Genomic DNA, 14003 nt, shown 5'->3' with positions numbered 1-14003 from the left:
CATGCCGATCTGGTTTTTCCCCGCGCTGCTCGCCCTGTCGGCCGTGGTCTCTATAGCGGCCGGCATTTGGCTACTTCTTCACGCCCAAGCAGTGGCAGTGTTGTTCCGCGACCGTGGAGACGTGGTGCCCGGGCCTAGCAGATCACGCGCCTCGCGCGGCTCTGTTATCTTGGCGCTGATACTGTTCAACCTCGGATGGGTCGCGAGTGTTGCTATCTGGAGCTACGCAATCTCGGGTCAGGCTAATGAGGTGATCGATCAAAAGAGAGTGGAATAAGCCGCGCGAACACAAACTACCTTAGCGAAGCGCGTCAGCTTCTAAGGCCCATCTTCAAAGTTTGGAATGACGTCTTTTGGGCGCAAAGCGGACGGGCAGAATGAACTCGACTTCGTACGGCAACAGAGCATTGCTGTTCTTGTGAATTGCGGCCTGCTGGACCGGCCGCTGCCCTGACTGGCGCGACCGGCAGGGCCTTGGGTGGTGGGGCGGCGAAGGCGCTGCTCCGAGATGGAGAACCACCCATGACCCACAAAACGACCGCGAGGCGTCAGCGCCGCATGGCGCGGCAGCCGAAGGACGGAACCTTCGAAGCACTAGGTGCCATCGCAGTCGAGCACGTGCCGCCTGCAGCTCATGAGAGCGGCGGAGCAAAGAAGAAGAGGAACAAGGCAGACACTGTCCTCGCCCTGCTGGCGCGCCCCGATGGAGCTACGCTTGACGAGCTTGTCGCTGCAACCGGATGGCTTCCCCACTCTGCCCGCGCAGCACTGACCGGCCTCAAAAAGAAGGGCCACGCTATCGAGCGGACCGCGGTCGACGCCGTCAGCCGCTACGCAATTGTCGAGCCGGTGTCACAGTGAGCAAGCTTGTCGACGATCTGGTTACCCTAGCGCGGCTCTCGCCAGCACAGCTGAAGGAGAAGTGGACCGGGATAGAGGGCTGTGTTCCTCCCTCGGTTCCACCAGGCCTGCTGCGCCGCCTCATTGCACAGCGCCTGCAGGAGCGTCGCCATGGAGCCCTGCCCGCCATCGTGGCGAGAGAGCTTGCTCGCATCGCGTCGCAGGGTGTGGAACCGCCGCCACCTCGCCGGCAGATCCGTCTCACGCCCGGCGCGCGGCTGGTACGGGAGTGGAATGGGCGGACCGTGACTGTTGAGGTGCTAGAGCACGGGTTTGCTTACGCCGACCGCACTTGGCGCTCACTCAGTGAGATTGCCCGTCACGTCACCGGCGCCCACTGGTCGGGACCGCGCTTCTTCGGGCTCACCGGCAATGGCTGAGAAGCTGCTGCGCTGCGCGGTATACACCCGCAAGTCCACCGAGGACGGTCTCGAGCAGGAATTCAACAGTCTCGACGCCCAGTACGAGGCCTGCGCAGCCTATGCGCTCAGCCAGCGGCACGAAGGCTGGGTGCTGGTGAAGGATCGCTACGATGATGGCGGCTTCTCGGGTGGCAATCTGCAGCGGCCCGGCCTTAAGCGGCTGCTCGCCGATGTCGAAGCTGGCAAGGTCGACATCGTCCTCCTCTACAAGATCGACCGGCTGACCCGCAGCCTTACCGACTTTGCCAAGATCGTCGAGGTGCTCGACAAGGCGGAAGCAAGCTTCGTCAGCATCACCCAGAGTTTCAACACCACCACCAGCATGGGTCGGCTCACGCTTAACATGCTGCTGTCGTTCGCCCAGTTCGAGCGTGAGGTCACTGGCGAACGCATCCGCGACAAGATCGCGGCCTCCAAGAAGAAGGGTATCTCGATGGGCGGGCCAGTCCCGCTTGGATATCGGGTCAAGGATCGCAAGCTGCTCGTCGACGAGCGCGAAGCAGAGCAGGTCCGGCATATCATGCGCCGCTATCTTGCACTGCAGTCGGTGCCGGCCCTGATCGAGGGAGCTGAACCGCGAGGGTTACGCGACCAAGGTCCAACGGCGGAGCAGCGGACCACACAAGGGCGGCTCCATTTATCGCCGCGGCACCCTCTACCACCTGCTCTCGAACCGCATCTACCGCGGATTTATTGTCCACCAGGGCAAAGCATATCCCGGCGAACACGAGGCAATCGTCGAAGAGCCCCTGTGGGACGAAGTTCAGGCGCTGCTCGCCGCGAACGCGTCGGGCACATCACGCCGACTGAAGCACCAGCATCCAAGCCTGCTCGTCGGAAAGACCATCGACGGCGAAGGACGCGAGATGACCCCGAGCCACGCGACCAAGTCGCGCCGACGCTATCGCTACTACATAACCCGACCAGACCAGCTCGATGGCACCCGCGCCTGGCGCGTGTCAGCGCATGACCTCGAGGAGCTCGTGTGCTCCAACCTTGCAGCCAAGCTGGCCGAGGGTCAGTTCATCTACGAACTCGCCGGTTCTACCGATCCGAGCGCGGAGCAGTTTCAGGCAGCCACCTGCGAATCCGACCTCATCGCGGCGACTCTGCGAAGCGGTCATGCAAGCGCCAAAGCCGAGTTGTTGGACCAGTTCATCAAGCAGGTCCGGCTACGCGAGGATCAGGTTCAGGTCGAACTGGACGGCCTCGCCATCGCCGAACGGCTCGGTTTGAAGACCGTGTCAGAAGCCCCTGAGACGCTGCTAATCACGATACCAGCAGTCCAGATTCGACGTGGCCACCAGCTCAGGCTCATCGTGCCCGGCCCCGAAGTCGCTGCGCCGATGCCAAGACGTCGTGACAGCAAGCTAGTCGCGCTCATTGTTGAGGCTCACCAGGCAAAGACGCTCATGCTCGCCAACCCCGAGAAGTCCATTGCGACGATCGCCCGTGAACAGGGTCGATGCCGAACCCGACTTCGCAAGTTGGTCGCGCTCGCCTGCCTCGCTCCCGATGTTGTCACGGCGATCGTTGAAGGCAGGCAACCCCAGCAGATTACCGCAGTGCGACTGATGGGCACGCCGCTGCCGCTCGCCTGGACGGACCAGCGCCGCGAACTCGGTCTCTCCTGACCAAATCCAAATCCAACTGCAGTCAGAATTTTCCGGCCTGAGACCGTGGGCGAAAGGAGGCTGGATTTTCCGTTCGCGAGCCAGTCTCTGACTACAACCGTACCAACCGAAGACCAGAAAGGCCGCGGAACTGCGCCACTCATGACGCCAGTTACGCGGCCTTGCAGATCCTAGCGGATCACTAAGGACTGTGTGGTGCAGGAAACAGTCTTGAGCGAACTCGTCTCGCGTGGATTTCCCCTTCAAAAGGGAATTGGAAAGGAATTTCGCCCGGTTTCGGCTGGTATCTGATCTGGCACGGCTCCAAACCCTCGTAAAACTGCGGCTAGTGAGACGTATTCCCATCGTGCGTGGAGGGGAATTTCTAGCCCGCCTGAGGGGAGGCAAGCCGGCGCCCAACGTGACCGGAGGCTAAACGCCCGAGAGCGGCCTCAGCGGATAGTGCGCATTGGCGAAGAGGACTTAGAGCGTCGTCGCTGATGGGGTATTGACCCGCGCGCGGGCGTTACTAAGTTGGTCCGCGGTTGATCTGCCACGCGCTGATCAGCTGGTTCCTCGGCGCTTAGTGCGCCCTCTGAGATACCTAGAAGACGAGGAAAACATAGGCGGAACGTGACGGGCCCGGTGCTCGCGCATGGTCTGCCGATTGCGTTTCTCGTCTCGTCACTTCCGGCGAGGCGGCAACCGGGGCCGCGCACGCAGCGAGGCTCCTAAGTCGAGGAGCCCGTGATGGGACTCAGTGCTGGAAAATTGAGGGCAGGAACTGCCCGCGGCGCCATTAAGTCGCCCGAATTGCTTCGCTACGAAATGGTCAAGCTCGACGAGCTGAAGCCGAACCGCAAGAACGCGCGCAAGCATTCAGATCGGCAGATCAAGCAGATCGCGCGCTCGATGGAGCAGTTCGGGTCGATCAGTCCGATAGTCGTCGGGCCCGATTACACCATCATAGCGGGCCATGGGCGCTACGCCGCGGCCAAGCTCAAGGGCGACGTCGAGGTGCCGGTCCTCGTTGTGGAGGGTCTTACCGCGGTCCAGCTCAAAGCGTACGCGCTCGCGGACAATAAGCTTGGCGACCTGTCGTCATTCGACACCAAGCTGCTGATCGAGGAAATCGAGGGCATCATAACCGACAGCCCCGAGTTCGACATTACCGTTGCCGGGTTCGTAACCGCCGAACTCGACGCGATGACCGGAGTGATCCGCACCGGCGACCTCAACGATCTTGAAGATGACCCTCCGCCCGACCCGCCGCATATTCCAATAAGTCGCGAAGGCGATCTGTGGGTCCTGGACGATCATCAGCTCGCCTGCGGCGATTCCACCAAGCCGGCATTGATAGACGAGTTACTCGGCGGCGAACACGCACGGCTGATGCTGTCGGACGTTCCATTCAACCTCAAAATCGAGGGCTTCGCGTCGGGTCTCGGCCGTAAGGGTCACTCGGACTTCGCCATGGCCACTGGGGAGATGACCTACTACCAGTACGTCGGCTTTTTGCGCCGGTCGATCACCGCCTGCATGGGTCATCTGGTCGACGGAGCGATGGTGCTCTTGTTTATCGACTGGCGCCATGCCGCCGAGATGCTGGACGCGGGCCGTACAACTGGCCTCGAGCTCAAGAACGTGCTCGTGTGGGTCAAGGACAACGCCGGGATGGGGTCGCTCTGGCGCTCCCAGCATGAGCTAATTGTCGCGTTCAAGCACGGCAGTGCGCCGCACGTAAACAACGTGCAGCTCGGGGTTCACGGCCGCCATCGTTCCAACGTGCTGCAGTACCCGGGTATGAACAGCATGACAAAAGGGCGCGGGAAGGCGCTGACGATGCACGCCACGGTTAAGCCGGTCGCGCTGATCGCCGACTTGATCCTCGACGTCAGCGATCGCGGCGACATTATCCTCGATCCATTCGGCGGCTCGGGCACGGCGATCATCGCAGCCGAGAAGACGGGGCGCCGTGCGCGCCTCGCCGAGATCGATCCCGGCTTTGTCGATGTCTCTGTGAACCGCTGGCAGGACCTCACCGGCGGCACAGCGCGGCTCGCTGCCACCGGTCAATCGTTCGCTGAGGTAGGCCGTGACCGGCTTGGCGATGACCTCGAGCGTCAGGAGGCGCACCGTGGCTGACCGCGACCAGGATGCCAACGGCGAGCGCGCGGCCCCGCCCGACGACGCTAAGCACGGCTATGAGGTCGGCTACTGCCGTCCCCCCAAGCACGGGCAGATCAAGCCTGGCGAGGTCCGCAACAAGCGCGGCCCGCTAAAGGGCACCCGCTCGCTCAAGAACGATATTCGCGAAATCCTAAACATGCCGGTGCCGCTCAACGACCCCAGCAAGAAGCGCAAGGTGACGACCCGCAAGGCAGCGCTGCTCAAGCTTCGCGAAAAGGCGCTCAGGGGCGATTCACGCTCGCTCGACCGACTGCTCGAGTACGCCCGTGAGCACGACGCGGAAGAGGGTCTGGTTTCCAGCACGGGCAGCCTGATGGGCGAGGATCCGCAGATCATGGCCAATGCAATCGATCGTAGGAATCAGGCTGCCAAGGCTAATGCCCCCGACCCCGACTTTAAGGCGGACCAGCAGGAGGAAAGCTCATGACTGCAATGCTGGTCGATCCTCAACGCGAACTCGACGCGTTCTTACGCAACGACCTGGTCGCATTTTGCGAGAAGGTTTTCCACCACCTCAACCCCGGCAGGGATTTCACGCCCGGCTGGTACATCCGGGCGATGGCGTACCACCTTCAGGTGTCCGCCATCGAGCGCCAGGTTGACCGTGTGATCATCAACTTGCCGCCGCGTTCGCTGAAATCGACGATGGTCTCGGTCGCGCTTCCCGCGTTCTTGCTTGGGCGCGATCCGACGTTGCGGATCGTTGTCGCGAGCTACAGCCAAGAGCTTGCCAACATGCTCGGGCGGCAGACCCGCTCGGTCATGCAATCGGACTGGTACAAGAGGCTGTATCCCTCCACCCGCCTCAACCCTCGGCGGACGGCCGAGCACGACTTCCAGACCAAACGTGGAGGCTTCAGGTTGGCGACCTCGACGGGCGGCACTCTGACGGGTCGTGGCGGCGACATTCTTATCGTCGACGATCCGCTCAAAGCTGACGACGCCTACTCCGATGTCCGGCGCAACAGCATGATCGAGTGGACCCGAACCACCTTGTTCTCACGCCTGGACGACAAGAAGCGCGGGGTGATCATCAACGTTCAGCAGCGCCTTCACGAGGACGACTTGTCCGGCCATTTAATTCGAGCCGGGGGCTGGATGCACCTCAACCTGGCGGCGATCGCCGAACACGACGAGTGGGTCCAGCTCGGCCGCGACCGCGATCGCTATTTTAGGCGAGCCGGCGAGCCGATGGACCCCGAACGCGAGCCGCTGCAGGTGCTCGACCAGATCAGGCGCGATTTGGGCTCGGCAATCTTCTCGGCGCAATATCAGCAGTCGCCAACGCCTGCTGACGGCGACGTGATCAAAATGGGCTGGTTCAAGCGCTACGACGTGCTGCCGGCGGGCGGGCAGCTGGTCATGAGCCTCGACACAGCCTCGAAGACCTCGGAGCACAGCAGCTACTCGGCGATGACCGTCTGGCGGGTGGTCGAGGGGCGCTATTATCTCGAGTACGCGTGGCGTGACCGCGTCGATTACCCAACCTTGAAGCGCCGCGTGATCGGCTTTGCCGACGTTCTTCACCCTGACGTCCTCCTGATCGAGGACAAGGTGTCGGGAATGGGCTTGATCCAGGATCTGCAAGCCGAGGCGCAGGGGTACCCCGTGGTCGCCTACTTACCCGCCGGCGACAAGGAGACCCGCATGCGGTTGCAGTCCGCCAAGATCGAGGCAGGGCTGGTCTTCCTTCCGCGCGAGGGCGCCTGGTTGGCCGATTTCGAGGAGGAAGTGCGCCAGTTTCCCGGCGGCAAGCATAATGATCAGGTCGACTCGATGTCGCAGATGCTCGACCACATGGCCGCGAAGCACACCGGGCAGCTGTTTATCGGGTCGTATCGGGTTTAGGTATTACGAACACGCCAGGGAGCGTTGGCGCAGTTCGAGGGCGTGAATGTGGCGGGATTGCTCAGCGGCGCCGGCTTGGTCTGGGCAACTGACGCTCGCTCTCGAGCGCCCGTCGTTAATAGTCGTTCTATTGCTCGCTTAGGAATGTCCCCTTCCCGCCCAGTGCGGACATTCGCGACCGCGCCAATTACCTGTCGTTGATCTTTGCAAGCCGCTGGGCATAGGCGAGGAACAGGCCGCGCTCGAGCACGACGGTCCAGTAGCCTTCACTAAATCGCTCCGCGCGTTTGATCGAAAAGAGGCCGAATAGCAACTCCTCTCGGCTCAGGTCGCCGACCTCTTGAAGAGTGGGGGAATCTTTGTCTCGCGCAGTCCACGCTTCGTAGGCAGTCCGTGTCACGGTCGACAGCCCGGCGTGGTTTAGCGCGACCCAGAGGCGATCCATGCCCGCCTGGTAGTTTGGGTAGCCGACCTGCCAGCTCTTGTCCGCCAAGCGGACAGACGGGACGTCCTTCACGTAATGAGAAATGGGCAAATCACCGCGAGCGAACGCCTCGAGCTCTAGGATGGCGTGCGGAAGCAGATCGCTTGCGTCAATTTCGACCATTCCGCCTCCCCATCGCGCGAGTGCTCTGTGACCTCTCGGACTGCACACCCGCTAGCCCTTCGGCGAGTCCGATGATGCACGCTGTACGAACCACTGCGGGGTGGTGGTGTCGCTACTGTAGGGCATCCTCATTGGTCTGATCTCCGCCTCGACCCACCATGCTCGGTTCGGGCGCGATAGCCAGTCAAAGAGACGGTCCGTCAAAAGCCGCGGTCACGAGCTGCTGCGCATCGTTGAAAGCTGCATGTGGACTTCTTGCCCGAGAGCCCGCTTGGTGCCGGCCAAGAAAGGCAGGGCGATGATCGACGAGAGGCTGGCGCGCGATGCGATTGGCTTGCTCAGCACTGCCGCGGCGATGCTGATCGAGGATGCGCACGACGCCCTGGTCATGCGGCCGGCCGATGCCGCTTCGGCAGCCGCCCTGGCGAGCCTCCTGGAAAGCCTGGGCGCCGATATTGGCGCTCTGGGGGCTGCCGCCTCGGTGTTGGCTCGTGGCGATCGGTAGAACGGCAACAAAGACGTTCGCACTCCTTAGCCGGCCTTTTCCATCAGCCAGCCAGTCAGCCCTTGGTCGACAGCCTGGACGGCCAGCTCCTCAACGTTCCAGATGTGGACGGTCCCATTGGCCAGAGCGGGCGCAACCAGCGGACCGGGCGAGCTGTGGCAGACAAAAAAGAAATGGTTCGCCGAGGCGCTGTTCGCAAAGGTCGAAACGCAAGCGTCGAGCACGCGCTGATCGGCCGTCGACTTGACCTGGACGCTGGCGCGCTCGCCCGTCAGGGGCTGCTCGATCACCAGGTCGAGGTCCTTCATCCGCCCTCCCAGCGCCGACACCCGGCGCCATCCCGCGCGGGCAAACAAGAGATCGACGAACAGCTCGAAGTCCGCCCAGTGCAGATGGCGGATCAACGCTTCGACCGCTTTGCTCAGGCCGTCCCGGGCGATGCGGGCAGCAGCGACTATCGGTTCTTCCTGCCCGTTGATCCGCCGAACCAGATAATCCGTCGCAGAAACATTACAGATCGTACCGCGGTAGGCGGCGAGCTGGGTGAGCCTGCTGCTCAGGTCATGGTTTCGCAAAGGGAGGCCACGGATATCGTCCTTGCGCCAGCGGCCGAGCACGGGGCGTATGGCCCGAGGCTCGGTTCCTGCCTCCCCAGTGACCACGGTCACACTCGGCTCGCTGAAGGCCCACCAGAGGTGATCGCGGGCGAAAGTGATCCAGAGGCAATTCGGACCGAGAGTATAAAACTCGCGTATCTCGCGGGTGAAGCCGGTCGCAGTAGCCGGCGAGACACCTTGACCACGGTAAGCCTGCTTCACTGCATCCCAGTCACCGGCCGCAGCGAGTTCGTATGGGTTCGAGCCCATTCCCCAACGGATCGTGCCGCTGTCTAGGCAATCGCTTTCCCACGCCCCGCCTGGGCCGAGCTTTATGTAGCGCACAGCGTGGGGTGAGACAGGCTCAAAGCCCGTATCAGTGCCCGCACTTCGACCTGGTTCGCTATCGTTCGGCATCGCCAGACGTGTTGCTTCCGCGCCAACCCAAGTCCAGCGGTTTGTGACTCATCGTCCGTGGCCCGTATAGTATCGCGCGGTCCACCTCGGGGACGATGGATGTACGTAAGCGCCTGGGCATGAACTTGCGTCGGCTTCGGCTTGAGAAAGGGCTGGGTCAGGAGAAGTTCGCGCTCGAGCACGGGTTCGATCGGACCTACATTAGCGGGATTGAGCGGGGCGTGCGCAACCCGACGGTAGTCGTCGTGCAGAAGCTTGCTGATGCCCTTGGGGTGCCGATTGAAGCGCTGCTTACTTAGCTCGGAATACCTCTGCGCATGCAAGCTTCGCGCTCAATCTCATTCAGTTGAACACCATTAAGACCTGAAGGGACACGCAGCCCCTGTGCACTGAGCAGCTAATTGGCCGAGTGGGATTGTAAACGGAAAGTTCTTGATGATTTTGTTCAAAGCGCCTCGACAAAGTGAACCTTGAGCCCTTGCCACCGCTTGGTGAACGCAAGTCGCGTTCTCGCGCTATTTCGGTTAAATTCAGTATGAAGGACGCTCGCCCTAGAATGGTGTCGCCCATGAGCTCTACGTGGATAGCAAGACAGCAAGACCGGGGGCGTTGGTACTAGGCTTTAGTTTGCCGGCGCTACCGATGTTCAAATTGGGACGCGCGCATCGAGTGCCCAACACAAAGCACTCAAGCGGATCATCAATTTCCGTCCGAGTCAGTGCCGGGGTCATCTATTCCCAACAATCTCCGTAGTTCAGCAGCTGTTTCCTCCTCCGCGCGATCATCCACCTGATCGCGCGGATGTCCGCGCGCTGAATCAGGGATACTCATGGCGGCCTCGCCCGTCAGCACGGGAAAAGCTACCTCGTTATACCACTTTACTGCCTCCTCATGGGAGAGACCCCAAACATCGCTGAGAATCGCTAAGGTTTGTTGTTCCCTAGCTTCAAACACGCCATCCGCTGACGCGACTTGGGTGCAGAAATAATATGCGGTCTTTTGCAAGAAGGGGTCCGTGATGTCACGCGCCTGGTTCTCTTCGAGGCTTCGCAACTCGTGTTGAGTGGAGACGCCCTGTCTCGCTTTATGTAGCTGCAATAGTACTGGGGGCAATCCTAACAGTCCTTCGATGGATAACTCGACGGGAGTTGCAGGATCAAACATCTCGCTTGCCGCTTCCAGAGGGACGCCGTTCTCGAATGCCTCAATGGCACTTCGGGCGTGCAGCATTCGACGTATTTCACCCCGCACTAGTGACAGGTGAGACTTTTCTTCTTCTGCCAAGTGAGCGTCGCCGACCGCTACCAGATAAGCGCATCGCATCACCAGATCCGCCTGCTCCTCAATAAGCAACTGGTCTCGGCGCAAAGTGTCTATCGATCCTGTCCGTTGCTGCCAGTTGAGGTACGGAGAGTGGCCAGGATTAGCATCGCTAACTCCTGCGTTGTGCCAATGTGTAGAGGATCCCCTGAAGCGAGCCGGGCTTGCGCCATTTCGACAGACTGCGCGCCGTCGTCTGACGCGAGTACCCGTTGCGCTACTTCTTGAAGAGTTTGGGCAGGATCCAGGAACCCGGCAGGTTCATTGGGATCCTCGTTTTGATAAGCTTGCGTCCAGTTGCTGTGCGAAGAAAGCTCTGTTTCATCGAAAGCGTAGGATCGGACACTCACCTCCGAGCCTCTCCCATCAACCCAGAAACCTGGAAATTGCATCTTCTGCTCCTACCGTCCGCGATACAGGCGCTCATTCGAGCCAGCTCTAGTGCCCCTCCCGATTACGACGCGCGAGCTCAGTAATGCTTTCGCCGCCAGGCAGTGCGTTTTTGGTCGTCGCGCCCGCGTCGAGCAAAATTTTGGCTATCGTGGTATTTCCCCTCCGCACGGCATTGCCCAATGCAGTGTTTCCGTCATGTGCCACAGCATTCACGTTAGCGCCGCGCTCCAGTAAGAGCTTCACGATAGCCTCCTGCACTGTACGTTGTGCACCGGCCAACGCTCCCTCGCCTTCCCCTCCTGGCCCCTGCGCGGCGATTATCAGAGGTGTGATCCCTTTGACGAAGGATGCGTCGACGTCTGTGCCCTGATCAAGCAACTCCCTGACGCGCTCAACGTCGCCAGACTCAGCGGCCATAGCGAGCGCCAGTCCATTTCCACCGCCGTCACTGCGTGTTCGAATCGCAGGAGTGATTTCCGGATCATCAAGCACTTCCGCGATCGTGATTATGGATGGCTCGCCCGCAGGCTGGTTTACGTCCGCCCCGGCCTCCAGAAGCGCCAGTATATTCCGCCTCAGCGCGTTTCTGTAGGCCTCTAATGACGCATGTTGGGACCTTATCTCCTTTCCTTCATCTTGATCGGAGAACTTGCCTTCAGCAGCGAAGAGCGCGATGAGGGCCGTCTTGAGAAGGGGGTCGTCTTGGAGCCGCGTATTTGCGTCTAAGCCGCCATCTAGCTCCCGCCGGAGGCCATCTACGTCGCCCAAGTTGAGCAACATCTCAACGGCTGACTGCTCCTCTTCCATTCCGAAAAGCCCTGCCCGTTCTCGTCTGACTCGCCCAGCGAGGATCTCTCTAGCCTGCTTTTTTGACTCCGCCGACGCAGCGAACAGGATCTCTCCGCCTTCCCACGATGAGCCGGAAAAGGTGATCTCGTCCCCGTCTTCATCGATTTCCGTCCGCTCGAGCAACTCGGGCTTTAAGCCAATGGAAAAACACTCTTTGACGAGCTCAGCATTCAATCGAAGCCAGCCGGGCAATTTATCGGCCGAGCCAAACTGCGGATTGAGTTTCGCCTCGTAAATGGCCAGCACCGCTACGTCGGGAGAGCGTACAAGAGGTTCTCCAGGGCGATAGGCTCCTGCCAAAGGTGTCTCGCGGAAATCAAGGGCAACCACCTCCGTTCCAGTCAGACGCGGTGAGTTCGCGAAGGCAGAATGGAAGCTCTCGCTGGGCGATAGATATTTATCCTTCCCCCTTTGGGACCGACCTTCCGGGCTCACTTCGAGCGAGAATGACATCATCCTGTCGACCTCAGAAAACTCGCTTACGAACCAATTAGAGAGGAGGTTACATGCAGCGGCGTAGTGAGGACTCTCTGGGTCGTTTCGGGACTGCTCCCACTCTCTCCTCGCTTTTGCGAAATCGGAGGGAAGCGAGGCGGCATGATCTTCCTCATCATACCGCAGCTCGGTGCAGTACACCCCAAGGTAAACGGTCGACTGTCTACCCCGGGGTTGCCGAGCCGGAGCTTCGGCTAATGCGACCTTGTTTGAGGAGGTTCGGGAGCGTGTTGATCCCGACGACTGCTTTCGGTCCGGCACCGGCTCGTCCATTCGAGCCCCGGCGCCTTTGCGAGTGTATGGAACACTCAACTGCACTGCTCGTGCTGTCACGCTCTTTGCAGAAAACCCCTCTCCAAATTCATCCGCCAACTCCCGCACCTTCTCGGCGTCAAGAGGGGCTGCAGACCTTATAGCTTGATCAATGGCGGTGGTGTAGCGATCGACACGGCTTTGCTCATCCGCATGCGCGCTTTGAGGTTCTTTTCGCCCAAACAGCCACCTGAACATTCTGGTCCTCCGTGCTCGAGGTCGTTTCTAGTTAACTGGGAAGAGCTCCAATGTATCCTCTCCGCAGCGTGCCAGGGGTGGGTCCATGGAACGGGCGAAAGACGATCACCCATATCGGAGGTCCCTCATCTTTCGAGCTCAAGCGTTTTTTACCCTATCGTTCAATCAGCTCACCTTCCTTTGTTAGCCATGCGCTTGCGTTAAACGTTCGATTGCATTGACTGGGAACGGTCAGTTGTAACTGGTTGCCGAAACGCAGGGAGAATCGGGGCATGAACGAGGGAATCGAACGAGCCGACGCCCGGCTGAAGGAAGCATTTCGTCGGATCAATTACAACCTCGGCACCAACGCCAGCGTGATCGACCATACCGAGGTCCGCGACCGGCAAAACCGGTATCTCTTCGCATGGCATCGACATAAGAACCACCTGCTGTTCTACCTTCGACGCGAGGCTCTTGACGCCCGCACAACCCTTCGACAATCGGCCATCGGCCAGCATGGGCTGGAGGCAGTGCGACAAAACAATGGCCGCGAAACACTCATCACATTGACGAGTGAGCAGGATGCCGAGAAGCTGGTGGATTGGCTTATCCCCAAGCTCCCCTTGCCCTGATCTTAAAAGATTATCTGAATGAGATGGAGGCGCTTCATTCCAACTCTTAAGGCGGACAGCATCTCCGTGTTGCGTTGGCGCGACGTTCGCGGGCCCATCCGACCTCCACCGGAACCCGGCCACTTGGCCCCAACTGTTAAGACTCGTAGCTAGGCCGCGCGGTGCATCTCTCCGACCACAAACACCAGCCGCTCGGCCGCTGCCCCAGGCAGATGGATTCGAAACGCCTTTGCGAGCTCATCATAATACCAGAGCGAGCCCTCGCGGCCTCCGGTGAAGCGGTCCCAGAGTGAGGGGCCGTGAACCACCAAATCGTCCAGAATCGCGCGGGCGTTGTGCGTCTTGTCCGCCAAGCTGACCAGCAGTGAATCCGGGTGCTTGTGCGCTAGGCTTGCGATGTAAGCATTCTTGCGGGCTCGCCACGGTGGCTTGGGATCGGTGTCCGCGTCGGTGCAGTCAGACACAATGTCCGCTACCCGGTCACCGTATCGGTCTCGGATTTCTTCCAGGCACTTAGCACCGCCCTGATCTTCGACAGCGTCGTGAAGCAGCGCGGCAATCGCCTGGTCTTCATCTGCGCCGATCTCGAGGGCGATGGATGCCACACCAAGTAGGTGCGATACGTAGGGTATCTCGGTGCCCTTGCGGCGTTGGTCCCGATGCAATTCGACGGCGAACACGAGAGCCTGCTGGAAGCGTTCGGTGAGGTCTGTCACACGATCTC

At 60.6% G+C, this 14003-nt stretch carries 15 protein-coding genes and 2 pseudogenes; 12 read left to right on the top strand and 5 right to left on the bottom strand.

Going from position 1 to position 14003, the window contains the following annotated elements:
- Position 1: 1 nt before the first annotated feature.
- From E0504_RS01420 to terL, 9 genes and pseudogenes are all read left to right on the top strand, one after another.
- Positions 2–277, top strand: coding sequence for a hypothetical protein (locus tag E0504_RS01420; protein WP_131621187.1), 276 nt, complete (start codon positions 2–4; stop codon positions 275–277).
- A gap of 245 nt (positions 278–522) precedes the next feature.
- Positions 523–861: a DUF3489 domain-containing protein gene (locus E0504_RS01415; protein ID WP_131621185.1), complete on the top strand. Its 339-nt coding sequence runs from the start codon at positions 523–525 to the stop codon at positions 859–861.
- Positions 858–1280 carry a DUF2924 domain-containing protein gene (locus tag E0504_RS01410; protein ID WP_165938370.1) on the top strand — a complete coding sequence of 141 codons (423 nt, stop codon included), beginning with the start codon at positions 858–860 and terminating at the stop codon, positions 1278–1280. Before E0504_RS01415 ends, E0504_RS01410 begins: the two co-directional genes overlap by 4 nt.
- Positions 1273–1689 (top strand): annotated as a pseudogene (locus E0504_RS53985) (recombinase family protein); the annotation flags it as partial. The gene E0504_RS01410 and the pseudogene E0504_RS53985, both read left to right, overlap by 8 nt.
- A gap of 202 nt (positions 1690–1891) precedes the next feature.
- Positions 1892–2044 (top strand): annotated as a pseudogene (locus E0504_RS53980) (hypothetical protein); the annotation flags it as partial.
- A gap of 144 nt (positions 2045–2188) precedes the next feature.
- Positions 2189–2956 carry a hypothetical protein gene (locus E0504_RS51140; protein ID WP_207912124.1) on the top strand — a complete coding sequence of 256 codons (768 nt, stop codon included), beginning with the start codon at positions 2189–2191 and terminating at the stop codon, positions 2954–2956.
- Between the two features lie 729 nt (positions 2957–3685).
- The gene (locus E0504_RS01400) at positions 3686–5080 is read left to right on the top strand and encodes a site-specific DNA-methyltransferase (protein ID WP_131621181.1); all 1395 of its coding nucleotides are present in this window, start codon (positions 3686–3688) and stop codon (positions 5078–5080) included.
- Positions 5073–5552 carry a DUF5681 domain-containing protein gene (locus tag E0504_RS01395; RefSeq protein ID WP_131621179.1) on the top strand — a complete coding sequence of 160 codons (480 nt, stop codon included), beginning with the start codon at positions 5073–5075 and terminating at the stop codon, positions 5550–5552. Before E0504_RS01400 ends, E0504_RS01395 begins: the two co-directional genes overlap by 8 nt.
- Positions 5549–6973, top strand: a complete 1425-nt coding sequence (terL, locus tag E0504_RS01390) for a phage terminase large subunit (protein WP_131621177.1) — start codon at positions 5549–5551, stop codon at positions 6971–6973. The genes E0504_RS01395 and terL overlap by 4 nt, the downstream gene beginning before the upstream one ends.
- A 187-nt stretch (positions 6974–7160) precedes the next feature.
- On the opposite strand, the gene E0504_RS01385 is transcribed toward terL, so the two are convergent.
- Positions 7161–7580, bottom strand: a complete 420-nt coding sequence (locus E0504_RS01385; RefSeq protein ID WP_131621175.1) for a DUF6508 domain-containing protein — start codon at positions 7578–7580, stop codon at positions 7161–7163.
- A gap of 298 nt (positions 7581–7878) precedes the next feature.
- Between E0504_RS01385 and E0504_RS01380 the strand changes: the two genes are divergently transcribed.
- Positions 7879–8085, top strand: coding sequence for a hypothetical protein (locus tag E0504_RS01380; protein WP_131621173.1), 207 nt, complete (start codon positions 7879–7881; stop codon positions 8083–8085).
- A 26-nt stretch (positions 8086–8111) separates the two neighbouring features.
- On the opposite strand, the gene E0504_RS01375 is transcribed toward E0504_RS01380, so the two are convergent.
- On the bottom strand, positions 8112–8951 hold the full coding sequence (locus E0504_RS01375; protein WP_165938369.1) for a restriction endonuclease: 840 nt from the start codon (positions 8949–8951) through the stop codon (positions 8112–8114).
- Positions 8952–9193: 242 nt separating this feature from the next.
- Between E0504_RS01375 and E0504_RS01370 the strand changes: the two genes are divergently transcribed.
- Entirely contained in the window at positions 9194–9397 is a 204-nt protein-coding gene (locus E0504_RS01370) for a helix-turn-helix domain-containing protein (protein WP_131621169.1), read from the top strand.
- Between the two features lie 400 nt (positions 9398–9797).
- On the opposite strand, the gene E0504_RS01365 is transcribed toward E0504_RS01370, so the two are convergent.
- Together E0504_RS01365 and E0504_RS01360 are read right to left on the bottom strand one after the other, a co-directional pair.
- Positions 9798–10451 (bottom strand): hypothetical protein, encoded by a 654-nt coding sequence (locus E0504_RS01365; RefSeq protein ID WP_131621167.1) that lies wholly within the window; start codon positions 10449–10451, stop codon positions 9798–9800.
- Positions 10452–10856: 405 nt separating this feature from the next.
- Positions 10857–12665, bottom strand: a complete 1809-nt coding sequence (locus tag E0504_RS01360) for an ankyrin repeat domain-containing protein (RefSeq protein ID WP_131621165.1) — start codon at positions 12663–12665, stop codon at positions 10857–10859.
- 272 nt (positions 12666–12937) lie between these two features.
- Here E0504_RS01360 and E0504_RS01355 point away from each other — a divergent pair, with 272 nt between their 5' ends.
- Positions 12938–13279: a hypothetical protein gene (locus E0504_RS01355; RefSeq protein ID WP_131621163.1), complete on the top strand. Its 342-nt coding sequence runs from the start codon at positions 12938–12940 to the stop codon at positions 13277–13279.
- Positions 13280–13428: 149 nt separating this feature from the next.
- Here the strand turns inward: E0504_RS01355 and E0504_RS01350 are convergent, their stop codons facing one another.
- Positions 13429–13995: an HD domain-containing protein gene (locus tag E0504_RS01350; protein WP_131621162.1), complete on the bottom strand. Its 567-nt coding sequence runs from the start codon at positions 13993–13995 to the stop codon at positions 13429–13431.
- Positions 13996–14003 lie beyond the last annotated feature (8 nt).

The sequence above is a fragment of the Parafrankia sp. BMG5.11 genome (genome assembly GCF_004337455.1).
The sequence above is the reverse complement of the archived record's forward strand: the minus strand, read 5'-3'. Positions and strand labels throughout refer to the sequence as shown.

Bases quoted from the DNA above. Each gene is read 5' to 3' on its own strand.
- E0504_RS01420 (WP_131621187.1), top strand. From the start codon at position 2: ATGCCGATCTGGTTTTTCCCCGCGCTGCTCGCCCTGTCGGCCGTGGTC.
- E0504_RS01415 (WP_131621185.1), top strand. From the start codon at position 523: ATGACCCACAAAACGACCGCGAGGCGTCAGCGCCGCATGGCGCGGCAG.
- E0504_RS51140 (WP_207912124.1), top strand. From the start codon at position 2,189: ATGACCCCGAGCCACGCGACCAAGTCGCGCCGACGCTATCGCTACTAC.
- E0504_RS01400 (WP_131621181.1), top strand. From the start codon at position 3,686: ATGGGACTCAGTGCTGGAAAATTGAGGGCAGGAACTGCCCGCGGCGCC.
- terL (WP_131621177.1), top strand. From the start codon at position 5,549: ATGACTGCAATGCTGGTCGATCCTCAACGCGAACTCGACGCGTTCTTA.
- E0504_RS01385 (WP_131621175.1), bottom strand. From the start codon at position 7,580: ATGGTCGAAATTGACGCAAGCGATCTGCTTCCGCACGCCATCCTAGAG.
- E0504_RS01380 (WP_131621173.1), top strand. From the start codon at position 7,879: ATGATCGACGAGAGGCTGGCGCGCGATGCGATTGGCTTGCTCAGCACT.
- E0504_RS01375 (WP_165938369.1), bottom strand. From the start codon at position 8,951: ATGGGCTCGAACCCATACGAACTCGCTGCGGCCGGTGACTGGGATGCA.
- E0504_RS01370 (WP_131621169.1), top strand. From the start codon at position 9,194: ATGGATGTACGTAAGCGCCTGGGCATGAACTTGCGTCGGCTTCGGCTT.
- E0504_RS01360 (WP_131621165.1), bottom strand. From the start codon at position 12,665: ATGTTCAGGTGGCTGTTTGGGCGAAAAGAACCTCAAAGCGCGCATGCG.
- E0504_RS01355 (WP_131621163.1), top strand. From the start codon at position 12,938: ATGAACGAGGGAATCGAACGAGCCGACGCCCGGCTGAAGGAAGCATTT.